This is a genomic window from Streptomyces noursei (genome assembly GCF_016917755.1).
GTDB lineage: Bacteria > Actinomycetota > Actinomycetes > Streptomycetales > Streptomycetaceae > Streptomyces > Streptomyces yunnanensis.
In genome coordinates, this window is record NZ_CP070326.1 from 1,693,179 (window position 1) to 1,715,532 (window position 22,354).

Here is a 22,354-nt window from a genome sequence, read left to right on the forward strand (position 1 = left end):
CGGGCCGGGGAACGGAAAGCGGTGACCGCCCGGCCGCCATGGAACGGTCGCTCGGGGTCGGCGGCGCCGTGGTGATCGCCGCGTCGAGCACCGCGGCCACCAGCAGCATCGGCATCGGTCTGGGCCTGATGGCCGGGGTCGTCGGCCTGCACCTGCCGGCGATCATGCTGGTGGCCTTCCTGCCGGTGCTCGCCATCGCCGGCGCGTACGGGCGCCTCAACCGCGTCGAACCCGACGCCGGCAGCAGCTACCGCTGGGTGGGGCGCATCCTCAACCCCTGGTTGGGCTTCCTGACCGGCTGGCTCAACGTCGTCGGCACCGTCGTCTTCATGGCCTACACCACCGCCGTCACCGGCTCAGCCGTGCTCCAACTCCTCGGCGAGGCCGCCGTCCACCGCATCGGCGGCCTCGCGCTCGACCCGGACTCCACGCTCCAGTCGACCCTGATCGGCCTGGCCGTCCTGATCGCCGCCGCCCTGGTCGCCGTCCGGGGGCTCGACCTCGCCGCCCGGCTCCAGCGGTACCTGCTGGTCTTCGAGTACGCGGTGCTGCTCGGCTTCTGCGGCTACGGCCTGATCGCCGGCGACCAGCCGTTCTCGATGGAGTGGTTCAACCCGTTCGCCCTCCCCTCGCTGGAGGCACTCGCCCAGGGCATGGTGCTGGCGGTGTTCTGCTACTGGGGCTTCGAATCGGTCTTCAGCGTCGGCGAGGAGGTCCGCACCGCGCGGGACGCCTCCCGCGGCGGCTTCCTGGCCCTGGCGATCATGATGCTGCTCTTCGTCTTCGCCGGCACCGCCTTCCAACGGGTCCTCCCACTGGGCGAGTTGGCCGACAACGGCGCGCACGGGCTCACCTACTTCGGCGCCAAACTGGCTCATCAGCCGCTCGCCGCACTGCCGTTGATCGCCCTGACCTTCTCGGCGGCGGCGTCGCTCCAGGCCGCGGTCATCCCCACGGCGCGCGGGATGTACGCGATGGGCCGCGACGGCACGCTCGGCCGGGTGTGGACCCGGCTCCACCCCCGCTACCGGACGCCCGCCGCCGGCACCCTGCTGATCACCGCGATCGCGAGCGTCCTCGCCGTGCTGTCGCTGGTCATCCCCACCGTCGGCGCGCTGATCTCCGCCGCGGTCAACGCCATCGGCATCGTCGTCGCGCTCTACTACGCCCTCACCGCGCTCGCCGCCGCGGTGCGCTTCCGCGCGCTGCTGCGCACCGCGCCCGCCGAGGCACTGCGCGTGGTCGTGGCACCACTGCTCGGCGCGCTCGCCCTGCTCGCCGTCGGCGGATACCTCTCCTGGGACTTCTACCGATCGGCGGACCACTTCGAACTCGCCGCCGACAACGGCTGGTTCGAGCTCGCGGTGGTCGCGTTGATGCTCGTCTCGGGCCTGCTGGCCGCCGCCTGGTCCCGCTGGCACCGCCGCGCCCCCTACTTCACCGGGCGGCCGGACGCAGGGGCGCCCGCACCGACCGAATAACCGCCCCCCGATCCGCCTCCCCCTGTACTGCTTGTACCGCCGTACCGCCGCGGACCGCACCCGGTCCGCCGACCCGACTGGAGTACCCCCCCCATGCCCAAGGCCGACCTGGTCTTCACCCACGGTCCCGTACACACCGGGGACGCCGCCCGCACCCGGGCCAGCAGCCTGGCCGTCACCGGCGAGCGGATCACCGCCGTCGGCCACGACGAGGTCCGGGAGCTGATCGGCCCCGGAACCGAAGTGGTCGACCTCAGCGGCAGGTTGCTGCTGCCCGGCTTCCAGGACGCACACGTCCACGCCGTCTTCGGCGGCCTGGAGCTCGCCGAGTGCGACCTCACCGGAACGAACGACGCCGATGCCTCCCTGCGGCGGATCCGCGAGTTCGCCGACGCCCACCCGGAGCGGACCTGGATCACCGGCGGCGGCTGGTCGCTGGAGAGCTTCGCCGGCGGCCTGCCGACCCGCCAACTCCTCGACTCCGTGGTACCGGACCGCCCGGTCTACCTCCCCAACCGCGACCACCACGGCGCCTGGGTCAACACCCGCGCGCTCGAACTGGCCGGCATCACCAAGGACACCCCCGACCCGTCCGACGGGCGGATCGAGCGCGAGAGCGACGGCACGCCGAGCGGTGTCCTCCAGGAGGGCGCCACCGGCCTGTTCGCCGCGGTCCTGCCGCAGCGGACCGCCGCCGACCGCCTGGCCGGCCTGCTGCGCGCCCAGGAACTGCTGCACTCCCTCGGCATCACCGGCTGGCAGGACGCCCTGCTCGGCGCCTTCCACGGGCAGGCCGACCCGTCGGACGCCTATCTCACCGCCGCCCGCGAGGGCAGCCTGACCGCCCGCGTCACCGGCGCGCTCTGGTGGGACCGCGCCCGCGGCGCCGAGCAGATCCCCGAACTCGTCACGCGGCGCGCCGAGTTGGCCCACGGACGGTTCCGGGCCGGCGCGATCAAGATCATGCAGGACGGCATCGCCGAGAACTTCACCGCCGCGATGACCAGCCCCTACCTCGACGCCTGCGGCTGCGCGACCACCAACACCGGCCTGAGCTTCGTCGACCCCACGGCGCTGCGCCAGTACGTCACCGCACTCGACGCACTGGACTTCCAGGTCCACTTCCACGCCCTCGGCGACCGCGCCGTCCGCGAGGCCCTCGACGCCATCGAGGCGGCCCGCGCGGCCAACGGCCGCCGCACCGCCCGGCACCACCTCGCCCACCTCCAGGTCGTCCACCCCGACGACCTCGACCGCTTCGCCCGGCTCGGCGCCATCGCCAACATCCAGCCGCTCTGGGCCGCCCACGAACCCCAGATGGACGAGCTGACCATCCCCTTCCTCGGCCCCGAACGCGCCGGCTGGCAGTACCCGTTCGGCGCCTTGCTGCGGGCCGGCGCCACCCTCGCGGCCGGCAGCGACTGGCCCGTCAGCAGCCCCGACCCGCTCGCCGGCCTCCATGTCGCCGTCAACCGCCAGGAGCCCGACGCCACCGACGACCGGGTCTTCCTCCCCGAGCAGCGCCTCGACCTCAGCACCGCCGTCGCCGCCTACACCGCGGGCTCGGCGCACGTCAACGGCCTCGACGACGCCGGCACGCTCCAGGTCGGCCACCTCGCCGACCTGGTCGTCCTCGACCGGGACGTCTTCACCGCCCCGCCCCAGGAGATCGCCCGGGCCACCGTCCTCCAGACGTACGTCGGCGGGGTACGGGTGTACACGGCCGACTGACCCGGGCCGCACCCGTGGCGCGGGCGGAGGGGGGCGGCCGGTGGTCGTCGCCCCGGCCCCCGCGCCCACTTCCGCCGGCCCTTCGGCGCGCACGATCGGGCCGGAGCTGGTCTGCTGGAGGAGGAGGACGGGGGGCCCGCGCGCCGGACGCCGGCGTGCGCCGACCGAGGACAACGCGATATCTCCAGGTCACCGCCGGCGGCGGGCCCCGGGACCGCCGCCGGGGGTGACGTGCGGAACGACCCCTTCGACCCTCCGGATCGAGGCGAACCTGAGCGATGAGCACCGCACGGGACCTGATGATCACCGCCGTGGACGTGGCGCCCGGCCACCACGTGGAACAGGGCAACCTGTCACTGGCGCTCGCCGGGGCCGAGGTGATCGACCTCCTCGATGCCCAGGCCCTCACCCTGGACGACGATCGCATCGTGCCGGGCTACCGCCCCAACACGGACGATCCCCTGCTGGACCGGGCCGCGGCGGACCTGGTCCGCGAGACGCCCTACGAGTCGGTCGAGGACTGGCTGTGGCGCCGCGGCCGCGGCCTGTCCGCGACCTATCTGGCGACCCTGGAAGCGGAAGGGCTGCTCAGTCGGCAGCGCCGCCGCGGGATCCCCCTGCGGGCCGGCCAGATCGTGCTGGCCGATTCCCCGCAGCGACGCGCCGCGGCACACCGTCGGGCCGCCGACGAGCCCGTCCTGACCGCCCTCGCGGCGGCCCTCGGGCTCCACGGCGAGGACCGGACGGAGGCCGCGAACCCCCCGGGGGTGGACGACGACGGCGTGGACACCGTGCTGGCCGCCGTCCACGGCGCACTGATGCACCTGGAGGCCATGCGGCAACGGCGCGCGATCGAGCAGGCCGCCTTCGACAACATCTGGCGCGGCGACTGACGCGGACCGCGGAAGACCGCCGGGCGTTCGCCATCGACCACGTCGAATGCCGCGGCGGGGAGAACTTCCTGAAGATCTGGTCGCACAGCGACGGCCGCGACAGCGTGGACTGCTACGCGAACCGCGGGAGGACCGACTTCGGCGGGTGGTGGGTCGACAGGATCTCCACGGGCAACAACGACCTGATCTACTACGACGAGAACGGCGATTCGGTGAAGATCGAACGGTGGCACGACATCACGTTCCCGAACCGTCCGCCGAAGGTCACCGCCATCGAAATCCTCTGACGAAGCGACAGATCGCTTGCCAGGACGGCTCTTTGACCGACTGTCCGTCCTGGCCACCGCCCCAGGTCGGCCGAGCATGACAGTTCCGTAGCGGGAATCCGCTCGCACCCTGGCCACCGGTGCCGGCAACTCCTCCCCGGCGTGGCCGGCACCAGTCGGTGGAGCAGTCGCCGCACGCCGCGAGTCGTCGTTCTGCTGTCCCGATGCCCCGAGTCGGAGATTCTCCGGCCGTGGCCCGAGACCCTGCGGGGCGGACGCTCGCGACCCGCCTCGGAGGCGCACGCCCGCCCGTATCTTGCGATCCCGTGCGCCCTGTCATGCCGGACTTCAGGTGTTGTACGGTTTTTGCTCGACATGCGCCCCTTTCCCAACGGACGCTCTTCGGCCGCTTCGTTGGGGCCCGCGCACCCGCCGACGGGGGAGCTCGCCTGTGGCTGACCGGCCCTATCCCTACCGATCCGCGCTGATCACCGGCGCCTCCAGCGGCATCGGAACGGCCGTGGCCAGGCAGTTGGCGGCCCGGGGCGTCACCCTGGTGCTCGTCGCCCGCCGGGAGCCGCTGCTGCGGGACCTCGCCGAGGAACTGCGCCGTGCGCACGGCGTCGAGGTGGAGGTCCTGCCGGCGGACCTCACCGACACCGAAGCGCTGACGCGGGTGGAGGCCCGTCTGACCGACGCGGCCCGGCCGGTCGAGCTCCTGGTCAACAACGCCGGTTCCGGGGCGGTGGGCGTCTTCGCCAACCTCCCGGTGGACCACGAGGAGGCCACCGTACGGCTGAACAGCCAGGCAGCGGTGCGGCTCACCCGGTGCGTGCTGTCGCGGATGCGGGCGGACGGGCACGGCGGAATCCTCAACGTCTCGTCCCTCACGGGCGAGTTGCCCTCACCTTCGCTGGCCACCTACTCCGCGACCAAGGCGTTCCTCACCCACTTCTCGGAGGCCCTGGCCATCGAGAACCGCGGCGCAGGCATCCACGTCACCGCGCTGCTTCCCGGCTTGACCAGGACCGACTACTTCGCCTCGAACGGCCTCACCGCCGCCTGGGTGCCGGGGTTCTGCTGGCTGGCGGCGGAGCAGGTCGCCGCCGCCGGCCTCAAAGCCGTCGCCGCCGGCAGCGGGCGTTGCGTGCCCGGGGCTCCCTACAAGGTCGCGGCGGCGCTGCTCCCCCTCACTCCCCGCCCCCTCAAACGAGCCCTGGGACGCTACCTCTGGCGTCGGTGAGGCCGCCCGCGCCGCCTCCCGCCGCCGTCGCCCGGCCGGTGGCGGCATCCCCGCGCGGCGCCCCGGCCCCGACCCCGGCCCCGGCCCCGGCCCCGGCCCCGGCCAGGAGCTTCTCGACGGCGGCGAGGATCGCGGGCATCACCGTGGTCATACGGGGCCGCCAGCCGGGTACCGCATTGACCTCGCAGAGGGTGTGCCCGCCGTCGGCGGTGAAGAGCAGATCGACCCCCGCGACGGTCAGGCCGAGCGCGCGGGCGGCCCGGACCGCCAGGGCCTCGCCCTCCGGATAGCGGCCCGGGCACAACTCGGCGGAGGCGCCCCGGGCGAGGTTGGAGGCGAGGGACCCGTCGCGGGAGCTGCGGATCTGCGCCGCGACCGGCTCACCGTCCACGACGATCACCCGCAGATCCCGACCGTGGGAGGGGGCGACGTACTCCTGGAGGATCAGCGGCACGTCCTGGGCGAGGCTGCCCGACAGCGACTGCAGCATCTCCGCGTCCGGGGCCAGGAACACATGCGCGCCGTTGCGCCCGTTGACGCTCTTCACCACGCACGGCGTCTCGACCTGAGGGCTGCGCACCACCCCGGCGAAGGGCGCGGTGGCGTACGACAGGGAATCGGGCACCGGCAGTCCGGCGGAGACCAGCTCCTGGAACTGCCAGATCTTGTTGCCGCAGAGTTGGTGGGCCGCCGCCGAGTTGATCAGGACGGCCCCCAGGTGCTCCAGGTGCCGGAGCAGGGTCAGTTCGCGGTGCTGCGCCATGGAGCCGGGTGTCTGCCGCACCAGGACGACCTTGGGCGGCGGGACGTCCTGGCCGCCCAGGTTCCGCAGCACCAACCGGCCGTCCCGCACGCCGAAGAGGAGCTCATCGGAATGCCAGACGGCGAAGCGCGGCCCGTACGCTTCCTCCAGTGCCTGGCTCAGGGCCCGGGTCGCCCTCATCAGCGGCGCCGGGTGTTCCCGCGCCAGCACCCAGACCTCGGCCGGTGCGTCGATCGCCGACGGCATCCCCTGCTCCTCTTCCCTAGCTGACCGCTGGAGCCGGCAGGAGCCTCTCCCGGCCCGACCGGCGAACGTTCGGTACGCCCTTCGCCGGACTGCGCCACCGCTTGCCCGCGACGATCCGCGAGCCCGACACCTCCGAGCGTAATGGTGGCGCGGGGCCTGACAGGGTGTGACCGGCCACGGAGCCGCGAGCGGGGCCCGCAGACCGACGGACCGACCACCCCGCCCTCCGGGCGAACGACGGAACTTCGCGGACACGACCTAGGCGGTCCGTTCGGTGGCGTCGATCGCCCGGCGGAGGGTCAGCCGGGCCTGCGCCAATTCCTCGGCGCGCCGGTCGAGGTGGGCGAGCTGGGCGCGGAGCTTGTCCAGGACTCCGGGGCAGGGGCGCAGCGAGCCGTCCGCCAGGCCGCACGGCAGCACCTGCCGGATCAGGGTGGTGGGCAGTCCGGCCGCGAGCAGGGCCCGGATCTGACGGACCGTCTGTTCCGCCGCGTCGTCGTAGTCGCGGTACCCGTTGGCGAGTCGGCGCGAGGCGAGCAGGCCCACGCGCTCGTAGTACCGAAGCAGGCGCTCGCTCGTTCCGGTGCGCCTCGCCAGTTGCCCGATCAGCATCGCTCCCGCTCCCCGTCCGGGTCGACCTTGCCCCGACGCCAGGCACCAACACCGTTCGCGGCGCCGGCATTCCCCCGCCGCGCGGCCCGTTGGCGGCCCGGCGTCAGGCGTCCGCGTCGAGGGTGAGCACGGTGCGCAGCAGGTCCGGGAACCGCTCGTCGAATTCGGGGCGCAGCGAGACCCAGCAGCGGGTGCCCTCCGGTCGGCTGTGGGTGATGCCGCCCTGGCGGAGCTTCTTCATGTGGTGGCTGAGCGTGGACTGTGCGACGCCGAGGTCGAAGTCGCCGGCCGGGTGTTCCCGGCCGTCGGTCAGTACGCGCACGATCGCCCGGCGGGTCGGATCGGCCAGCGCGGCGAGGGCGTCGGACAGCGAGACCGAGGACAGCTGCGGATGGTCGAGGGAGCGCATGGCACCAGTCTAGGCATTACATCGATGATCGACGAACATCGATGTATGGTCGGACGGGAGCACGGACAACGACCACCGCACGAGACTGCGACAGGGGAACGTCATGATCGTCGACCACCGCGTGTACACCGTCCGGCCCACCCGCGTGGCGGACTGGGTGGCGCTCTACCGGGAGAAGGGCTACCCGCTCCAGGAGCGGTACCTCGGCCGGTGCGTGGGGTGGTACGTCCCGGTCGAAGGCCGGCACGACCAGGTCGTCCACCTCTGGGCCTACGAGGACCAGGCCGACCGGGAACGCCGCCGGGCGGCGCTGTACGCCGACCCGGAGTGGCAGGCATATCTGGCCGAAATGAAGCGTGCGGACCTGCTGCTCACCATGGAGAACCGGATCCTCGCACCGACCGACTTCTCCCCCGTGCCGTGACCACCACGGCCCCGGCCGCCGACGGCTCTGCCCGGTAGCGCCGATCCCAGGACGAGGAAACCACTGGCTGACCGCACCGCCCGGCGGACGGCGGACTGGACGTGCTGATCAACAACGCCGGTGTCGAAGTGCGGGGGCCGGACGGCGGGGTGGCCGGCGCCGCGGACGTGACCGCCGACATCATGCGGCAGGTGTTCGAGACCAACGTCTTCGGCATGGTGCGCGTCAGCCAGACCGTCCTGCCGCTGCTGCAGCGGTCCGCGGCGCCGGTCGTGGTCAACGTCAGCAGCGGCCTGGCCTCGCTGGCCCGCGCCAGCACCCCGGACGCGCCGGGGTACGCCTACCCGGGCGTCGCCTATCCGGCGTCGAAGGCCGCGGTCAACATGATCACGGTGCGGTACGCCAAGGCGTTCCCCAACATCCGGATCAATGCGGTGGAGCCCGGTTACACCGCGACCGACCTGAACGCACACGCCGGCACGCAGACCGTCGAGGAGGGCGCCGAGATCATCGTCCGCATGGCGCAGGTGACGCCCGACGGCCCCACCGGCGGCTACTTCGACGCCGCGGGCCCGCTCCCGTGGTGAGCTGAGGGCTCGCAGGGCACGAGAGCACGACGACGGACGCCGGCCGGGCCGGCACCGCACCCACGGCTGGACGGGGACTCCACCACCCCGTCCAGCCGTCGTCCGGTCCGTCGGCGTCCGGTCCGTCCGCGTCCGACTACCGCGCGCCGTCCGGCTTCGCCACGGGCCGGGTGGTGGCGTCCACGGCGGCCCCTCGGCCGCGCTGCACGGTCCAACTGGTGGATCCGGTCAGGGAGGCGCGGACGGCCGGGTCGCGCACCGCGGAGGTGGCGTCGGTGACGGTCGCCGTCAGCCGGTGGGCGCCACGGCCCAGCGCCAGTTCGCCGATCGCCACCCGGTCGCGGTCGCGGTGGCGGCGCAGTTCCTTCCCGTCGAGATACCAGCGGACGGTCACCTTGCCGTGCGCGGTGTCGTTCGCCCGGGGCAGCGCCAGGCGGGCCGTGGTGCTCCAGGTCCGGGCGCCGCCGACCGGGACGGCCGGCTTGGCGTGCCGGTAGAAGCCGGCGATCATGGCTTCGGCGCCAGGCAGGTTGAAGGGCTTGCCCAGGGTGCGCATCAGGGAGTTGTCGGTGGGGCGGTACAGCCCCTTGACGTAGTAGTTGCCGCCCTCGTACGCGCCGACGGCCCCGCCGTCCGGCGAGGTCGCGCCGAGCCAGCGGTACCACTTGGCGCGCGCACCGGCCATTGCGTCCGCGGTCAGCACGGACGAGTTGGCCTGCGGCATCTCCGGCCCGGTGTACTGCTCGTACTCCGGTACGCCGGGGTAGAAGTACTCGTCGGCGAGCTTGCCGAGGGAGTGGCCGGTCTCGTGGACGGCGACCTGGCTGGAGTCCTTGTTGTGGGCGGAGAAGGTGGCGATGCCGTCGTAGCCGAGGGTCGCACTGGCCTCGTTGTAGCCGGCGCCGCCGTACTTGGTGCTGTTGGCGAGCACGACCACCAGGTCGGCTTGCGGCGCCTTGGCGACGTAGGAGTCGACCTTCTGCTGGTCGATGCAGAGCAGTCGCTCGGTGCCGTCGCACCAGAAGTGCGCACCGAGGGCGGTGTTGCGGACGACGTCCTGACCGGGGTCGCCGCTGACTCCGCTCTCCGCCGAGACGGCGTCGACGGTCCAGACGTTGAAGAGCTTCTGGTACGTGCGGTAGGGCTCCACGCCCAGGAAGTCGTTCCACTTCTCCTTGACGTCGAGGTGGAACTGGTCGAGTTGGTCCGCGGTGTAGCCGTCACCGATGACGACGACGTCGAGGCGGTCCTTGGTGTCGCCGTTGTCGATCACCTTGGTGACCTGCCCGTCGGCTGCCCGACCCGGGCCCGTCAAGGCCGCCTTCGGGGTGTGGAAGGTCCGGGGGACGGAACGGTAACCCGCTCCGGCCTCGCCACCGGCGGGGCCGGGGACTTCGACCCGGACCCGGTGGGGGCCGGGGGTCTCCGCTCCGACCGACTGGGGGCCGGGGGCCGCCACGGCGGAGGCGGAAAGACTCACGAACGCCAGAACGCAGGCACCCACGGCGGCGCCCACCGGTCTCATCCGACGCATGGGTATCGGTATGTGCACGAAGTGCTCCTCTTTCCACGCTACTTGATGGCGCGCCGGTCGACTCCGAGCCGAGTTGACGCGGTCGGCCGGAACGCCAGGCAACGATGGCACGGAACGCCCGACCGATCGACGTGGAGTCGTCGGGAGCGGTCGGGAAGTGAATCCGCGCGTGGGGTGTGAAAAGACCGCGGGGGCGTGGCGCGGCCTGCGGGGGCCGTCCGCCCCCGCACCCGACCCCCGGGGGAAATTTCACAGGCATCCGCACCGATCCCGACACCCGCTCCGCCCCGGCCCACTCCGCCCCGCCCCGCCCCGCCCCGCCCCGGTCCAGTCCAGTCCAGTCCGTAGCTCCCCCCACTCGGCTTGACCTTGTCACGGTGTCAACCTTCGACACTTGCACCACGGCGACCGCACTCCCCCGCGGCCGCTCGTACCGCTCCGCCCGTTCCCCTCCGACCAGGAGAATTCCTTGATCATCGACGCGCACAGCCACGTCCACGACCCCGTGCACAGCCACCTCGCCCTGCTCGACGAGGCAGGGGTCGACCGCGCCGTACTCTTCGGCACCCGTCCGCACCCCGAACGGGCCACCGATCTGGCCTCGTTGCGCCGCGAGATGAGCGTGTTGCACGAGACGATCGGTGGGCGGTCGGACGCCCCGGACGGCTACCGGGCCGCACGGCGGGAACTCGACGCGGCCTGCGCGGCACACCCCGACCGCTTCCTCGGATTCGGCAAGGTGCGTCTGGACCTGACGGCGCAGCAGATAGCGGCCGAGGTCGAACGGGAGGTGGTGGGCAGGGGTTTCCGCGGCATCGGTGAGCTCACCCCGCCGCCGGACGGAGCCGGTCAGATCGAGCCGGTGCTCCAGGCGGCCGCCGACCACCGCGGGCTGCCGGTCGTCGTCCACGGCTTCGCCCCGACCACCGCGGATGACCTGGCGACGCTGGCCGGCCTCGCGCGCCGCTATCCGACCGTCCCGCTGGTGATCAGCCAACTGGGCGGGCTCAACTGGCTGACGGCGATCGAGCTGGCCCGCCAAACCCCGAACGTCTACCTGGAACTGTCGACGGCGCACATCATCTTCGCCGTACGACTGGCCATCACCGAGGTGCCTGAGCGGACGATGTTCGGATCGGACGCCCCGTACGGCGACCCGGTCCTCGCCCGCGCCACCGTCGAACGCGTCACCCGGCCGGGCGCCTTGCGCGATCGCGTACTGGGCGACACCATTGCCGAACTGCTCGGCCTGTGAAGGACTTTGGGCCGCGGCCTACCCGGAGCCCTCGGGCTCACGCGCATCCGGATGTCGTCGGCCGCCCAGAGGACGAACCGCTCGATCGGCGTCACCTCGTGCCCCGGTACCGGTCGGAACCGGAAGCGCTTGAGCAGCACGGCCAGCACCAACGTGGCCTCGACCACGGCCAGGGCGGCCCCCTCGCAGCCGCGCGGCCCGAACCCGAAGGGGATGTGGGCCAGCCTGGGTCGTGCGGCCACCTCGTCCGGCGTGAACCGCTCGGGCACGAACTTCTCGGGCTCGGGCCAGTGGTCGGGTGCAGCCGCAACTGATAGCCGTGCAGCCCGCCGGCCGCCGCGATGGCGCCGGCCCCACCGTCGGCCCGGGGCTCCGGGCCCGGGATGTTCATGGCCGACCCGTCCGCCTGGCGACCCGCTTCACAGGACTCCACCCGCTGCTCCTCCCACGCCGACGACCAGATCCCGTTCCCTCATACATTGCCCCGATGAGAGGTGGTCGGGCGCAGCCGGCAGAAATCCGGTCGGCGAGCGCGGCCATGCCCCTGGACGTCATCGGAAACCGGATCGTCAACCGGCCCGATCGTCAACTGGCCCTGGCTGCACGTCGATCCGATCCGGCCCGGCTGCTCCGCCCGGTCGGGTTGCCTCCCCTCACCCTCTTCGGCCGGTTCCCCCTCGCCACCTCGGCCCCTTCGCTCCGCCCCGCCCGCATCGATTCCGGCGGTGACCATTCCGGCCGCGCGGCGTTGGTCCTGGAGACCGGTGGGTGGGGTCGGGGATGTACGTCGCCGTGGTTGGGCCCGACGCACATCCCCGACCGGCGCGCCCCGGATGCCCGCTATCGGGACGGGCCGCGAGCAGGTGGGTCACCAGGCCGGCCCGCCCGAACAGGCAACAGACAACAGGCGTCAGTGGTCGCCGGTCGCCCGCAGGCCGCCCGCGATCCGCTGCCACTTCGCGAACACCTGCGGCCGCTCGTCAGCCGGCGCCCGATCCATCTCGTCGTCGAAGCGCCGGGCGAGGGACGGGCTGGCGAGCGCCTCACGAATACGCTCGATGGTCCATGGCATGATGCTCATACCTTCCTCCCTTTCCGGCATTGTGAAGCTTTCAAAGATAGCGGCCCGATCGGGCCCCGGAACGCCTTTCCGCCGGCAGCAACCCGAAGGGGCGAATCACCGGGAGCGACGGCCGAGCCGATCGGCGCCCCACGGATGGGTGGGCGTGTCGTCTCGTTCCAGGACCGCCTGGACGGAGCCGCGGATGCGGGAACGCAGCCACTCATGGGCGGGGTCGGCGTCGTCGCGTGGATGCCAGGCCAGGGAGAGCCGTAGCGGGGGCAGGGCGAAGGGCAGTTCACGGGCGACCAGGCCGAGGGTACGCACGTTGGTCCGGTACTGGCGCCAGGGGAAGAACCCGATCACGTCGTGCCGGTTGGCGAGCATCAGCAGCGTGGCGGCGAACGTCGGGGCGACGACGGCGGCGCGGCGGCTGAGGCCCAGCGCGGCCAGGGCGTCGTCCAGCGGTCCGCGCAGCCGGCCGCGGCGCGAGGTGACGATGTGTCTGGCATCGGCCACCCGCTCGGCGGTGAGGTCGCCCGCGGCCAGGGGATGGTCGGGGCGCATGACCATGACGGTGTGGTCGGTGGCGAGGGATTCGGTGCGGACCTCGGGCGCAAGCGGGCCCAGGACGCCCATCTGCAGGTCGACGCTGCCGTCCCGCAGTCCGGCGTGGTCGCCGGGTGGTTCGGCGAGGAACCGCAACGTCACCCGTGGGGCCTGCCGTTCGACACAGGTGAGCAGGTGGTCGCCGACGGAGGTGACCATCGCGTCGTTCGCGCAGATGCAGCCCACTCCCCGCGCGGTGGCCATGCCACAGTGCAGCGCGCCCCCCAGCCGGTGTTCTTCGCCCTCTTCGTCCCGGTCGCCGCCCTGCTCGCCGGGCTGGCCTGCCGCTGGGCTCCGGCCACCGAGCGCCACGCGGGCCGATCCGATGTGCCGGGCACCGTGCTGCTGGTCGGGGCGCTCACGGCCGTGCTGTTCGGGTTGATCGAAGGACGGGAGTTGGGTTGGGCCTCAGCGTCCGTGCTGGCGGCGTTCGCCGCGGCCGTCGCCTTCGGCGCGCTGTTCGTCGTGCACTGCCTGTCCGCCGACCATCCCCTGATCGACCTGCGTCTGTTGGCGGAGCCTGCGGTGGGCGCCGGCGTCCTGGGCGTGGCCGGTGCCTTCCTGGGGATGTTCGGCCTGTTCTTCCTCAACGCCCAGTACCTGCACTACGCCAAGGGGTTCAGCGCCATCGAAACGGGTCTGGCGATCCTGCCGCAGGGCCTGTGCATGAAGGTGGTCTCGCCGCGCTCCGCCCGACTGGCCGGGCGGTGGGGCAGCCGCCGGGTGGTGGCCACCGGTATGGCGCTGATCGTCGCCGGGCTCGTGCTGCTGTCGCTGGCGACCTCCGCGACGCCGTACTGGCGGTACGCGATCGATCTGTTGATCATGGCCACCGGTATGGGACTGGCCACCCCGCCCCTGTCCAGTGGCATCGTCGCCGCCCTGCCCAGGACGCAGAGCGGTCTGGGTTCCGCGCTCAACAGCGCCGCCCGCGAGATCGGCAGCGCCCTCGGCATCGCCGTCGTCGCCACCGTCGTCACCACCCGGTTCCTGGCCCATCTGCCGCCGGCCGTCGCGGCCAGCGCGCATTCGACGTCGGACGCGATGACGGCCGCCGGCCACCTGGGCAGTGCCGGACACGCCGCCGCGACAAGGGCGTTCACCGATGCGATGGGCGAGGGCTACCGCGCCCTCGCCGTCCTCGTCGCCGTGATCGCCCTGACGGTGCTCGTCTGGCGGCGCGACGCGGAACGGCCCGGCGTGCCGGACAGCCGGCGGGCGGCGGCATGAGCCGCGGGCCCGGGACCGGCCTGGCTGGGCCGCCACCGGAGGTGCCGACGAGGGAGCGATCCGGCCACGTGGCGGGCCGGCGCGCCATGTCGGGCCGGGGCGGCGGCGCCATTCGGGGGAGTCGCTCGGGCGGGGCGTTCGGGCGGGGGACCGGGCGGATCGTTCGGGGGCTCCGCCAGGGGCGGGGCACGGGGGACGCAGGCGGGCGGGTCGCTCGGGCGGCCGGTGGGGCCCGGGCGGGGAGGTGCCGGAGGTGCGAACGGTCCCGGTGGCGTCGATCCTGAAGCAGAGGAGTCGCACGTCGCGGCGACGACGCACCGGGCGACAGCACCGGAAATGAGCACGAGGTACCTGACTAGGCAGCGTGTCGCGGCACCGTCGTGACAGCGGAACGGACGCACATGAGCAACGGATCCCTGGGTCCGGAGGGTTATGGCCCGGACTCGTTTGGTGACTTCCTCGCGCGGTTCTTCGGGCGTTCCGCGCAGTCGCCGGGTGAGGAGGGGGGCACCGCCATGCCGCGGCAGGCGGACATCGCCCGGCTGATGAGCGGGCCGGCCCGGGATCTGGTGACCTCCGCCGCCGCGTACGCCGCCGAACACGGCAGTCCCGAGCTGGGCACCGAGCACCTGCTGCGGGCGGCGCTCAGCGCGGAGCCGACCCGGAGCCTGATGCGGCAGTCGGGGGCGGATCCGGATGTGCTGGCCGCCGAGATCGACCGCAACGCCGGGTCCGGGCCGCTGCAGAAGAGCGTCGCGGTGACCCCGGCGGTCAAGCGGGCGCTGCTGGGGGCGCACGAGCTGGCGCGCGGCACGGGGGCCTCCTACATCGGGCCGGAGCACGTGCTGGAGGCGCTGGCCGCGAATCCGGACTCGGCGGCCGGCCGGATCCTGCACCTCGCGCACTTCGACCCGCAGGCGTCCACGGGCGGGCACGGCGGTGGCGGGACGCACCAGCCGTCGGGGGCGGGGGCCGAGCACGGTCCCGTGCCGCATCACGAGACGCCGACGCTGGACAAATACAGCCGGGATCTGACGGACCTGGCCCGGGCCGGCCGGATCGATCCGGTCATCGGGCGGGAGGAGCAGATCGAGCAGACCATCGAGGTGCTGTCGCGGCGCGGGAAGAACAACCCGGTGCTGGTCGGCGACGCCGGCGTGGGAAAGACCGCGATCGTGGAGGGGCTGGCGCAGCGGCTGGCCGACGGGGAGGTGCCCGAGACGCTGGCCGGGCGGCGGATCGTGGCGCTGGACCTGACCGCGGTGGTGGCCGGCACCCGCTACCGCGGTGACTTCGAGGAGCGGATGAACAACATCATCGAGGAGGTCCGGGCGCACTCCGACGCGCTGATCGTCTTCATCGACGAGCTGCACACTGTGGTGGGGGCGGGCGGCGGTACCGGGGAGGGCGGTGCGCTGGAGGCCAGCAACATGCTCAAGCCGGCACTGGCGCGCGGTGAACTGCATGTGATCGGCGCGAGCACGCTGGAGGAGTACCGGCGGTACATCGAGAAGGACGCCGCGCTGGCCCGCCGCTTCCAGCCGATCCTGGTGCCCGAGCCGACGGTGCCCGACACGGTGCAGATCCTGCGCGGTCTCCAGGACCGCTACGAGGCCCACCACCAGGTGCGGTACGCCAACGAGGCGGTGCTGGCGGCGGTCGAGCTGTCGGACCGCTACATCACCGACCGGTTCCTGCCGGACAAGGCGATCGACCTGCTCGACCAGGCCGGTGCCCGGGTGCGGCTGCGGTCGGCCACCAAGACTCCCAACGTGCGCGATCTGGAGCGCGAGGTGGAGCAGCTGGGCCGGGACAAGGACCAGGCGGTCGCCTCGGAGCAGTACGAGCGGGCCACCGAGCTGCGGGACCGGATCACCGCGCTCACCGAGCGGATCCGCAACGTCCAGGAGGAGACGCAGCAGGAGCGGCCGGTGGGCGGCGACGGGCGGATCGTGGAGGTGACCGCCGAGGACATCGCGGAGATCGTGTCGCGGCAGACGGGGGTGCCGGTGAGCAGTCTGACGGAGGAGGAGAAGGATCGGCTGCTGGGGCTGGAGGGGCGGCTGCAGACCCGGGTGATCGGGCAGAACGACGCGGTGACGGCGGTGTCGGAGGCGGTGCTGCGGTCGCGGGCCGGCCTGGCCGACCCGAACCGGCCGATCGGCAGCTTCCTCTTCCTCGGCCCGACCGGAGTGGGCAAGACCGAGTTGGCGCGGGCGCTGGCGGAGGCGCTGTTCGGCAGCGAGGACCGCATGGTGCGGCTCGACATGAGCGAGTATCAGGAACGGCACACGGTCAGCCGGCTGATCGGCGCGCCGCCCGGATACGTCGGCCACGAGGACGCGGGGCAGCTCACCGAGGCGGTCCGCCACCACCCGTACTCGCTGCTGCTGCTCGACGAGGTGGAGAAGGCGCATCCGGACGTCTTCAACATGCTGCTCCAGGTGCTCGACGACGGGCATCTGACGGACTCTCAGGGCCGCACGGTGGACTTCAAGAACACCGTGATCGTGATGACCAGCAACCTCGGTTCGGAAGCACTCGGCAGCGGTCGCGGGGTGCTCGGCTTCGGGCCGTCCGAGGCGGGCGCGGACGATGGCGCGCGGGAGCGGGCGCTGAGCGCGCTGCGCGGGCACTTCCGGCCCGAGTTCCTCAACCGACTGGACGAGATCATCCTCTTCCGGCAGCTGACCGACGAGCAGTTGCACCAGATCACCGGGCTGCTGCTGGAGGGCACCCGCCGCAGGCTGCACGCGCAGAACATCGCCGTCGACTTCTCCCCCAGCGCCGTGGACTGGCTCACCCACCGCGGCCACCAGCCCGAATACGGTGCCCGGCCGCTGCGCCGGACCATCCAGCGGGAGATCGACAACCGGTTGTCGCGGATGCTGCTGGACGGGGCGCTGTCCAGCGGGGACCGGGTGCGGGTGGACGTCGCCGACGACGCGCTGTCGTTCCAGGCCAGTCCGGCGGAGCAGGTGAAGTGAACCAGGAGAAGTGAGCGGCGCGACCGCGGGCAACGGGAGGAGTCGACCTGAACGGCCAGCCGGATGACGAGAGCGAGTCGGAGCTGATCTGGCCGCGGGGCCGCAATGAGACCGAGGAGGAGCGCGCCGACCGGAGGTGGACCGAACTCCTGCAGGAGGTACGGGTCATCCAGACCGGCGTGCAGATCCTGTTCGGCTTCCTGCTCACCGTCGTCTTCACCCAGCGGTTCGCCACGCTCGACGCGGCGGACCGGAACATCTACGTGATCACCCTGCTGTTGGGGGCGTCCACCACCGGTGCGCTGGTGGGGACGGTGACCTTCCACCGACTGGTCTCCGGGCACCGGCTCAAACCGCAGACCGTGCTGTGGGCGTCGCGGTTGGCCCTGACCGGCGTGGTGCTGCTGCTGGGCACGGTGGCGTCGGCGCTGTTGCTCATCCTGCGGTTGGCGCTGAACGGCAGCGCGGCGCCGTGGGTGGTGACGGCCCTGGTGCTGTGGTTCGTGGTGTGCTGGTTCGTGCTGCCGGCGTGGGTGCTGCACCGCTATTCGTCGTCGGACTAGCGCCTGTGGAGTGGCTCAGGAGTGCCCGGCCCTGATCCGTCGGACCCGGCCCTGAGCGCCCTGCGGGCCGGCGGGGGCGGTGCGAGGATGGAGGGGAGGTGTGGGGCGCGCCGGGTGGGGCGGCGGGGAGGACGCAGGCCCGGCGCCGTCGACGGAACCGCGGGATGGAGGGATCACCATGACGGTCTGCGAGGTCTGCGGGAACGACTACCCGCGGGGATTCGAGGTGCGCATCGACGGCGAGGTGCACTCCTTCGACTGCGTGGAATGCGCCGCGCATCTGCTCGCACCGACCTGCGAGAACTGCCAGTGCCGGATCCTGGGGCACGGGCTGGAGGCCAGTGGCCGCTACTTCTGCTGCGCGCACTGCGCGCGGACCCGTGGGGTCACCGAGCTGGCCGACAGCGTGGCGTGACGCCGCGCGGTGGTCGCCCGGTGCGGCTCGGCGCGCCACGGAACGTGAACTGACGCAACGTCACATCGGTGATGGGCGCCGGCGCGGACATGCGTGCGGCGGCCGTCACCGAAGGACGGCCGCCGCACCCCGCTCGCCGCTCACACACTGGCCGTCGCGGGCATCACCCTGCGCGGGCGCAGAAGCAGCGCGGCACCGGCGAGTCCGGCGCTCACGATCGCGAGCCCGACCGCCAGCAGCTCCGGCCAGATCGTGGCATCGCCCAGGCTGCTGCGCAGCGGGACCAGGACGCCGGCCCGGGACAGCGCGTGCAGGATGATCACGGTGACCGCGGCGGCGGCGCTGGCGGTCCAGATGGCCGCCGTGTCGCGCACCGCCAGGCAGCCGGCCAGCAGCAGGTACACCACCGCGATGATCAGCGAGATGGCGTCCGACGAGCCTCCGCTGGTCTCCACCGGGCCCACCGGCAGGTGGCTCAGCCCGCACAGGGCCAGGGCCGCCGCGGCGGGCCAGCGCAGGACCGACCGCAGGACGCCGCCGACCGCCTGAGCGGCCTGGGCGGGCGTCTCGCCCGCCGGCCAGTCCCGGCCACCGTGTGCCGCGGTGGCCGACGGCCACGGGGCGCGCTGGGGCCGCGGCGGCGGCTCCGGCGGGGCCCCGTCTCGCATCGCCGGTTCGCCGTGGGCGCCGGCCGGGTAGCCGTCGGGCGCCTGCTGGCCGTAGGGATCGGGGTAGGGGTCGGCGTAGGGGTCGTTGTAGGCGGGCGGACCCGTGGTGCCCATGGTCGCGGTGTCGGCATGGCCGTCGGAGTAGGCGTCGCCGTCCGACACCCCCGTGACGGGGATGTGGCCCTCCTGGGCCCGGTCGAACAGCCTGATCAGCTGGACGACCTCGTCGACGGATCGACCCACCGCCGCCGCACGCAGCGCCTCATAGCTCGCCTCCGCGGTGTGCGGGGTCTGACCAAGCATCGCGAGCAGCGGCCCGAGCTCGCTCACCGGGCGGGTCATCGCCGCCACCCGCAGGGCTTCGTCGCCCGGATTGGGGTCGTCACCACTGCGCTTGAGCAGTTCCACGAGGGCGGCGACTTCCTCCACCGGTCTCGTGGTGGCCGCCGTCCACACAAGGGTGCGGAACGAGACGTTCTCCTGGCTGCTGGACGGAATGTGTTCGCCGTGGTCTGTCGGGGACGGATCGGATTGGCCCCCACGAGGAGCTGGTTCAGGTGACATGTAGGGACTCCACTGAACGAGGTGAGAGCACCGGAGGCGCCGGCGCTCATCGGGCGTTGTGCGTACTGGTTGTGCCTGCTCTGGTTCAGCCAACGTCCCTCTTGGCCGCGGGCGCCAATGCTGGCGGGCCATCTGGTGGAGACACGCCGCGGGACGGGAGAACGACCGGGCGTGTCGGCCCGGCGGGATCAGTCCTGCGCGGTGGCGACGGTGAACAGTCCGCCCTGCGGATCCCGGATCACGGCCTCGCAGCCGCTGTCGTCCACCATCGGCGTCACCGGCAGCGCGAAACCGCCCGCGGCGACCGCGGCCGCAGTGACCCGTTCGATGTCGTGCACCGGGAAGTACACGTGCCAGCGGGGGCGGACGTGCGGGTCGGGGGCCGCCTCGACGGCGCCGCCGCGCAGCGCGGCCACGGTGCGCCCCGCCATGTCGCGCACCATGACCTCGTCGTGCTCGTAGGTGATGTCGCAGCCGCCGGGGCGGTCGGGGGCCCAGCCGAAGACCTCGCCGTAGAAGATCGCCGCCTCGAAGGCGTCACGGGTGCGCAGTTCCAGGCACATCGGCGCCGCGCCCTGCCCCACCGCCCAGGAGAGCGTCTGGCCCTCCCAGAGGCCGAACACCGCACCGTCCCGGTCGGCGGCGAGCGCGCCGCGCCCCTTGCCCAGTTCGAGCGGGCCGACGGCGACCGTGGCGCCGCGCTCGCGGATCCGGGCGGCGGTGTCGTTCGCGCTCTCCACCGCGAAGTACGGCGTCCAGGCGACGGCGACAGGCCACTCGGGCGCCAGCGTGCCGATCCCGGCGACCGGCTGGCCGTGGGCCAGTGCGATGGAGCAGTCGCCGCCCAGCGTGCCGGGGCGGAAGGTCCAGCCCAGGACCTCCCCGTAGAAGGCTTGTGCACCCTTCAGATCGTGGGTCACCAGGCTCACCCAGCACGGGGCGCCGCCGATGGCGGCGGTGGTGTTGCGGGCTATGGTCGCGGACATCGGAATCCGCCTACCGGGGCTGGCGGCGGCCCCGTGTGCCACGCGGGCCCGACGTGCGGAAGAGGAAGCCGATCAGCAGGACGGCGACGAGGGCGAGGGCGACGAGCCACAGCACCCTCATGACGAGACCGGCGCCCGCCAGGAGCAGCACGAGCAGCAGGACGAGGAGGAGAGGGGCCATCGGGATCCACCTCCGGACAGGCTGGTTCCCTACCTGGCCACCATTATGCGCTTCCGCGGTCGCCCCCTCTCGGTCCGGACCCCCGGGCCCGAGAACGCTTCCGTGCCTGGTCAGCGGCGCAGCGTGACGTTTCGAGGTGCCGACGGCGGCGGGCCCTGATTCGCTGGTAGCAGCGGCTTCCCCGGACGGACGCCGGTCACCGCGCGTCACCGGGCTGCCGGGTATCGGCACCGGACGAGAGGGACGGGTCATGGGATCGGAAGAGACACGCGAACGCCTTCAGCACATGCGGGAGAAGGCTCAGGAGCTGGCCGAGGCCGCGGAGCGCACCAGCGATCCCGAGGAGCGGCAGCGCCTCCAGGAGAAGTCCCGCCGGCTGCAGAGCCGGAGCGAGCAGGAGAGCGCGATGCGGGGCGGCGACATCTACCCCTCGCAGTGATCCTTCGCCCTGCGATCAGGGGAGTTGAGCACTTCGGGACGCCGGCGGCCGGGCCGCACCGCCGCGCGCCGCACGCCCGGCTGTTCGAGTGGCTTACGGCCGGGTGCCGGTGCGCCGTCCGCGTCCCCGGGAAGGAGGTGCGGCGGAGGAACGGCGGCAGGAGGCGGAATGCACCGCACGCGGCCCACCGTGGTCTATGTGCACGGGAACGGGAACAAGGTCCGCTCGGGACTGCTCAAGTCACAGTGGGACCAGGCACTCTTCGGCCGGGACATGGCGGACGCGTCCCGCATGGCGTACTGGGCCGCGCTCCAGTACGAGCGGCCCCTGCCGGATTTCCGGGTGGACGCGCTGGACGGCGGTCCGGTGACGGAGACCGAGTCGGTGGCCGCGGCGGGGGCCGGGGTGTTCGACTCGCCGGAGGAGTTCGTGGCGCGCACCGTCCAGGAGGCCCGGCGGGAGGCCGGGGCCCCGCCGCCGGAGAGCCGGGCCGCCGAGGCCCCGGTGGAGGCGGCGGAGGGCGCGCTGGTCGGCTGGCTGCGCGAGATGACCTATCTCGCGGAGACGCTGGGCGCGGCGGAGACCGGCGGCCATGAGGGCACCGAGGACGACGCGGCGCTGCCGTTGGAGGTGCTGCCGCTGCCCAGGCCGCTGCGGACCGCGCTGTTCCGGGAGCTGGTCCGGCGCACGTTCCAGGACGTCCATGCGTACTTCTTCGGCGCCCGGGGGCCGGCGATCCGGCAGGTCGTCGAGGACGCGCTGCCGCCGCCGGGCGCGGGGCCCGTGGTGGTCGTCGGCCACAGCCTGGGGTCGGTGGCCGCCTACGAGGTGCTGCGGGAGCGCGAGCAGGAGGTGGCGCTGTTGGTCACGTTGGGGTCGCCGCTGGCGATCACCGAGGTGCGGGACCGGTTGGCGCGGCCGCCCGCGGTGCCGGCGGGGGTGCGGGCCTGGCGCAATGTGTCGGACCTGCGGGACCTGGTGGCGCTCGGGCACACCCTGCGGCCGGAGTACGGCCCGCCGGAGCGGATCACCGACGCGCTGGTCACCAACAACAGCGAGAACCACCACGGGATCACCCAGTACCTGGCCCAGGCGGCGGTCCGGGAGCCGGTGCAGCGCCTCTTCGGTCAGCCCGCCTGAGCTGGGATTTCCGGTGCCGGGCCGCGCCTTGCACAGGGGCAGACCGGATGTAAGCATGACAAAGAGGA

At 72.8% G+C, this 22,354-nt stretch carries 22 protein-coding genes and 2 pseudogenes; 14 read left to right on the plus strand and 10 right to left on the minus strand.

All coding sequences use genetic code 11. From position 1 onward, the window contains the following. Window positions 1-38 precede the first annotated feature (38 nt). From JNO44_RS07205 to JNO44_RS07225, 5 genes are all read left to right on the plus strand, one after another. The gene (locus JNO44_RS07205; RefSeq protein WP_205362371.1) at window positions 39-1,481 is read left to right on the plus strand and encodes an APC family permease; all 1,443 of its coding nucleotides are present in this window, start codon (window positions 39-41) and stop codon (window positions 1,479-1,481) included. A 93-nt stretch (window positions 1,482-1,574) separates the two neighbouring features. Beyond that, entirely contained in the window at window positions 1,575-3,212 is a 1,638-nt protein-coding gene (locus JNO44_RS07210; protein ID WP_205362372.1) for an amidohydrolase, read from the plus strand. Window positions 3,213-3,490: 278 nt separating this feature from the next. After that, window positions 3,491-4,105: a GOLPH3/VPS74 family protein gene (locus JNO44_RS07215; protein WP_205362373.1), complete on the plus strand. Its 615-nt coding sequence runs from the start codon at window positions 3,491-3,493 to the stop codon at window positions 4,103-4,105. Then, window positions 4,090-4,392, plus strand: coding sequence for a beta/gamma crystallin domain-containing protein (locus JNO44_RS07220; RefSeq protein ID WP_205369457.1), 303 nt, complete (start codon window positions 4,090-4,092; stop codon window positions 4,390-4,392). The genes JNO44_RS07215 and JNO44_RS07220 overlap by 16 nt, the downstream gene beginning before the upstream one ends. 430 nt (window positions 4,393-4,822) lie before the next feature. Next, entirely contained in the window at window positions 4,823-5,614 is a 792-nt protein-coding gene (locus JNO44_RS07225) for an SDR family NAD(P)-dependent oxidoreductase (protein WP_205362374.1), read from the plus strand. Here JNO44_RS07225 and JNO44_RS07230 read toward each other — a convergent pair. The 3 genes from JNO44_RS07230 to JNO44_RS07240 form a co-directional block, all read right to left on the minus strand. Further along, window positions 5,577-6,623: an ATP-grasp domain-containing protein gene (locus JNO44_RS07230; protein WP_205362376.1), complete on the minus strand. Its 1,047-nt coding sequence runs from the start codon at window positions 6,621-6,623 to the stop codon at window positions 5,577-5,579. The genes JNO44_RS07225 and JNO44_RS07230 overlap by 38 nt on opposite strands. Before the next feature lie 258 nt (window positions 6,624-6,881). Then, window positions 6,882-7,235, minus strand: a complete 354-nt coding sequence (locus JNO44_RS07235) for a MerR family transcriptional regulator (protein WP_189862410.1) — start codon at window positions 7,233-7,235, stop codon at window positions 6,882-6,884. 103 nt (window positions 7,236-7,338) lie between these two features. After that, window positions 7,339-7,644 carry an ArsR/SmtB family transcription factor gene (locus JNO44_RS07240; RefSeq protein ID WP_073446209.1) on the minus strand — a complete coding sequence of 102 codons (306 nt, stop codon included), beginning with the start codon at window positions 7,642-7,644 and terminating at the stop codon, window positions 7,339-7,341. Window positions 7,645-7,747: 103 nt separating this feature from the next. Here JNO44_RS07240 and JNO44_RS07245 point away from each other — a divergent pair, with 103 nt between their 5' ends. Both JNO44_RS07245 and JNO44_RS07250 read left to right on the plus strand, forming a co-directional pair. Beyond that, window positions 7,748-8,068, plus strand: coding sequence for an NIPSNAP family protein (locus JNO44_RS07245; RefSeq protein WP_073446211.1), 321 nt, complete (start codon window positions 7,748-7,750; stop codon window positions 8,066-8,068). Between the two features lie 83 nt (window positions 8,069-8,151). Then, window positions 8,152-8,655 (plus strand): annotated as a pseudogene (locus JNO44_RS07250) (SDR family NAD(P)-dependent oxidoreductase); the annotation flags it as partial. Window positions 8,656-8,791: 136 nt separating this feature from the next. On the opposite strand, the gene JNO44_RS07255 reads toward JNO44_RS07250, so the two are convergent. Beyond that, complete coding sequence (locus JNO44_RS07255) at window positions 8,792-10,189, minus strand: M64 family metallopeptidase (RefSeq protein WP_240167467.1); 1,398 nt, start codon at window positions 10,187-10,189, stop codon at window positions 8,792-8,794. Between the two features lie 469 nt (window positions 10,190-10,658). Between JNO44_RS07255 and JNO44_RS07260 the strand changes: the two genes are divergently transcribed. Continuing rightward, window positions 10,659-11,444: an amidohydrolase family protein gene (locus tag JNO44_RS07260; protein ID WP_205362378.1), complete on the plus strand. Its 786-nt coding sequence runs from the start codon at window positions 10,659-10,661 to the stop codon at window positions 11,442-11,444. A gap of 29 nt (window positions 11,445-11,473) precedes the next feature. Here JNO44_RS07260 and JNO44_RS44390 read toward each other — a convergent pair. The 3 genes and pseudogenes from JNO44_RS44390 to JNO44_RS07275 all read right to left on the minus strand — a co-directional run. Next, window positions 11,474-11,743, minus strand: a pseudogene (locus tag JNO44_RS44390) (cytochrome P450); the annotation flags it as partial. Between the two features lie 611 nt (window positions 11,744-12,354). Then, window positions 12,355-12,525 carry a hypothetical protein gene (locus tag JNO44_RS07270; protein ID WP_167390785.1) on the minus strand — a complete coding sequence of 57 codons (171 nt, stop codon included), beginning with the start codon at window positions 12,523-12,525 and terminating at the stop codon, window positions 12,355-12,357. A 96-nt stretch (window positions 12,526-12,621) separates the two neighbouring features. Continuing rightward, window positions 12,622-13,317, minus strand: a complete 696-nt coding sequence (locus JNO44_RS07275) for a LysR substrate-binding domain-containing protein (protein WP_240167468.1) — start codon at window positions 13,315-13,317, stop codon at window positions 12,622-12,624. A 6-nt stretch (window positions 13,318-13,323) separates the two neighbouring features. Between JNO44_RS07275 and JNO44_RS07280 the strand changes: the two genes are divergently transcribed. The 4 genes from JNO44_RS07280 (at window position 13,324) to JNO44_RS07295 (ending at window position 18,308) form a co-directional block, all read left to right on the plus strand. Then, on the plus strand, window positions 13,324-14,343 hold the full coding sequence (locus tag JNO44_RS07280) for an MFS transporter (RefSeq protein ID WP_205362381.1): 1,020 nt from the start codon (window positions 13,324-13,326) through the stop codon (window positions 14,341-14,343). Between the two features lie 401 nt (window positions 14,344-14,744). Further along, window positions 14,745-17,330, plus strand: a complete 2,586-nt coding sequence (locus JNO44_RS07285) for an ATP-dependent Clp protease ATP-binding subunit (protein ID WP_205362383.1) — start codon at window positions 14,745-14,747, stop codon at window positions 17,328-17,330. Window positions 17,331-17,416: 86 nt separating this feature from the next. After that, window positions 17,417-17,893, plus strand: coding sequence for a DUF6328 family protein (locus JNO44_RS07290; RefSeq protein ID WP_420882743.1), 477 nt, complete (start codon window positions 17,417-17,419; stop codon window positions 17,891-17,893). A gap of 178 nt (window positions 17,894-18,071) precedes the next feature. Beyond that, window positions 18,072-18,308 (plus strand): hypothetical protein, encoded by a 237-nt coding sequence (locus JNO44_RS07295; protein WP_039638547.1) that lies wholly within the window; start codon window positions 18,072-18,074, stop codon window positions 18,306-18,308. A gap of 140 nt (window positions 18,309-18,448) precedes the next feature. Here JNO44_RS07295 and JNO44_RS07300 read toward each other — a convergent pair whose 3' ends face one another. The 3 genes from JNO44_RS07300 to JNO44_RS07310 all read right to left on the minus strand — a co-directional run bounded on the left by JNO44_RS07300 (window position 18,449) and on the right by JNO44_RS07310 (window position 20,707). Continuing rightward, window positions 18,449-19,405, minus strand: coding sequence for a hypothetical protein (locus JNO44_RS07300; protein WP_240167469.1), 957 nt, complete (start codon window positions 19,403-19,405; stop codon window positions 18,449-18,451). A gap of 323 nt (window positions 19,406-19,728) precedes the next feature. Beyond that, window positions 19,729-20,526 (minus strand): VOC family protein, encoded by a 798-nt coding sequence (locus JNO44_RS07305; RefSeq protein WP_205362385.1) that lies wholly within the window; start codon window positions 20,524-20,526, stop codon window positions 19,729-19,731. Between the two features lie 10 nt (window positions 20,527-20,536). Next, complete coding sequence (locus JNO44_RS07310) at window positions 20,537-20,707, minus strand: hydrophobic protein (protein ID WP_205362388.1); 171 nt, start codon at window positions 20,705-20,707, stop codon at window positions 20,537-20,539. Window positions 20,708-20,957: 250 nt separating this feature from the next. Between JNO44_RS07310 and JNO44_RS07315 the strand changes: the two genes are divergently transcribed. Both JNO44_RS07315 and JNO44_RS07320 read left to right on the plus strand, forming a co-directional pair. Beyond that, on the plus strand, window positions 20,958-21,146 hold the full coding sequence (locus JNO44_RS07315; protein WP_205362390.1) for a DUF6381 family protein: 189 nt from the start codon (window positions 20,958-20,960) through the stop codon (window positions 21,144-21,146). A 168-nt stretch (window positions 21,147-21,314) separates the two neighbouring features. Beyond that, window positions 21,315-22,286 carry a thioesterase domain-containing protein gene (locus JNO44_RS07320; RefSeq protein WP_205362391.1) on the plus strand — a complete coding sequence of 324 codons (972 nt, stop codon included), beginning with the start codon at window positions 21,315-21,317 and terminating at the stop codon, window positions 22,284-22,286. The last annotated feature ends 68 nt before the right edge of the window (window positions 22,287-22,354 follow it).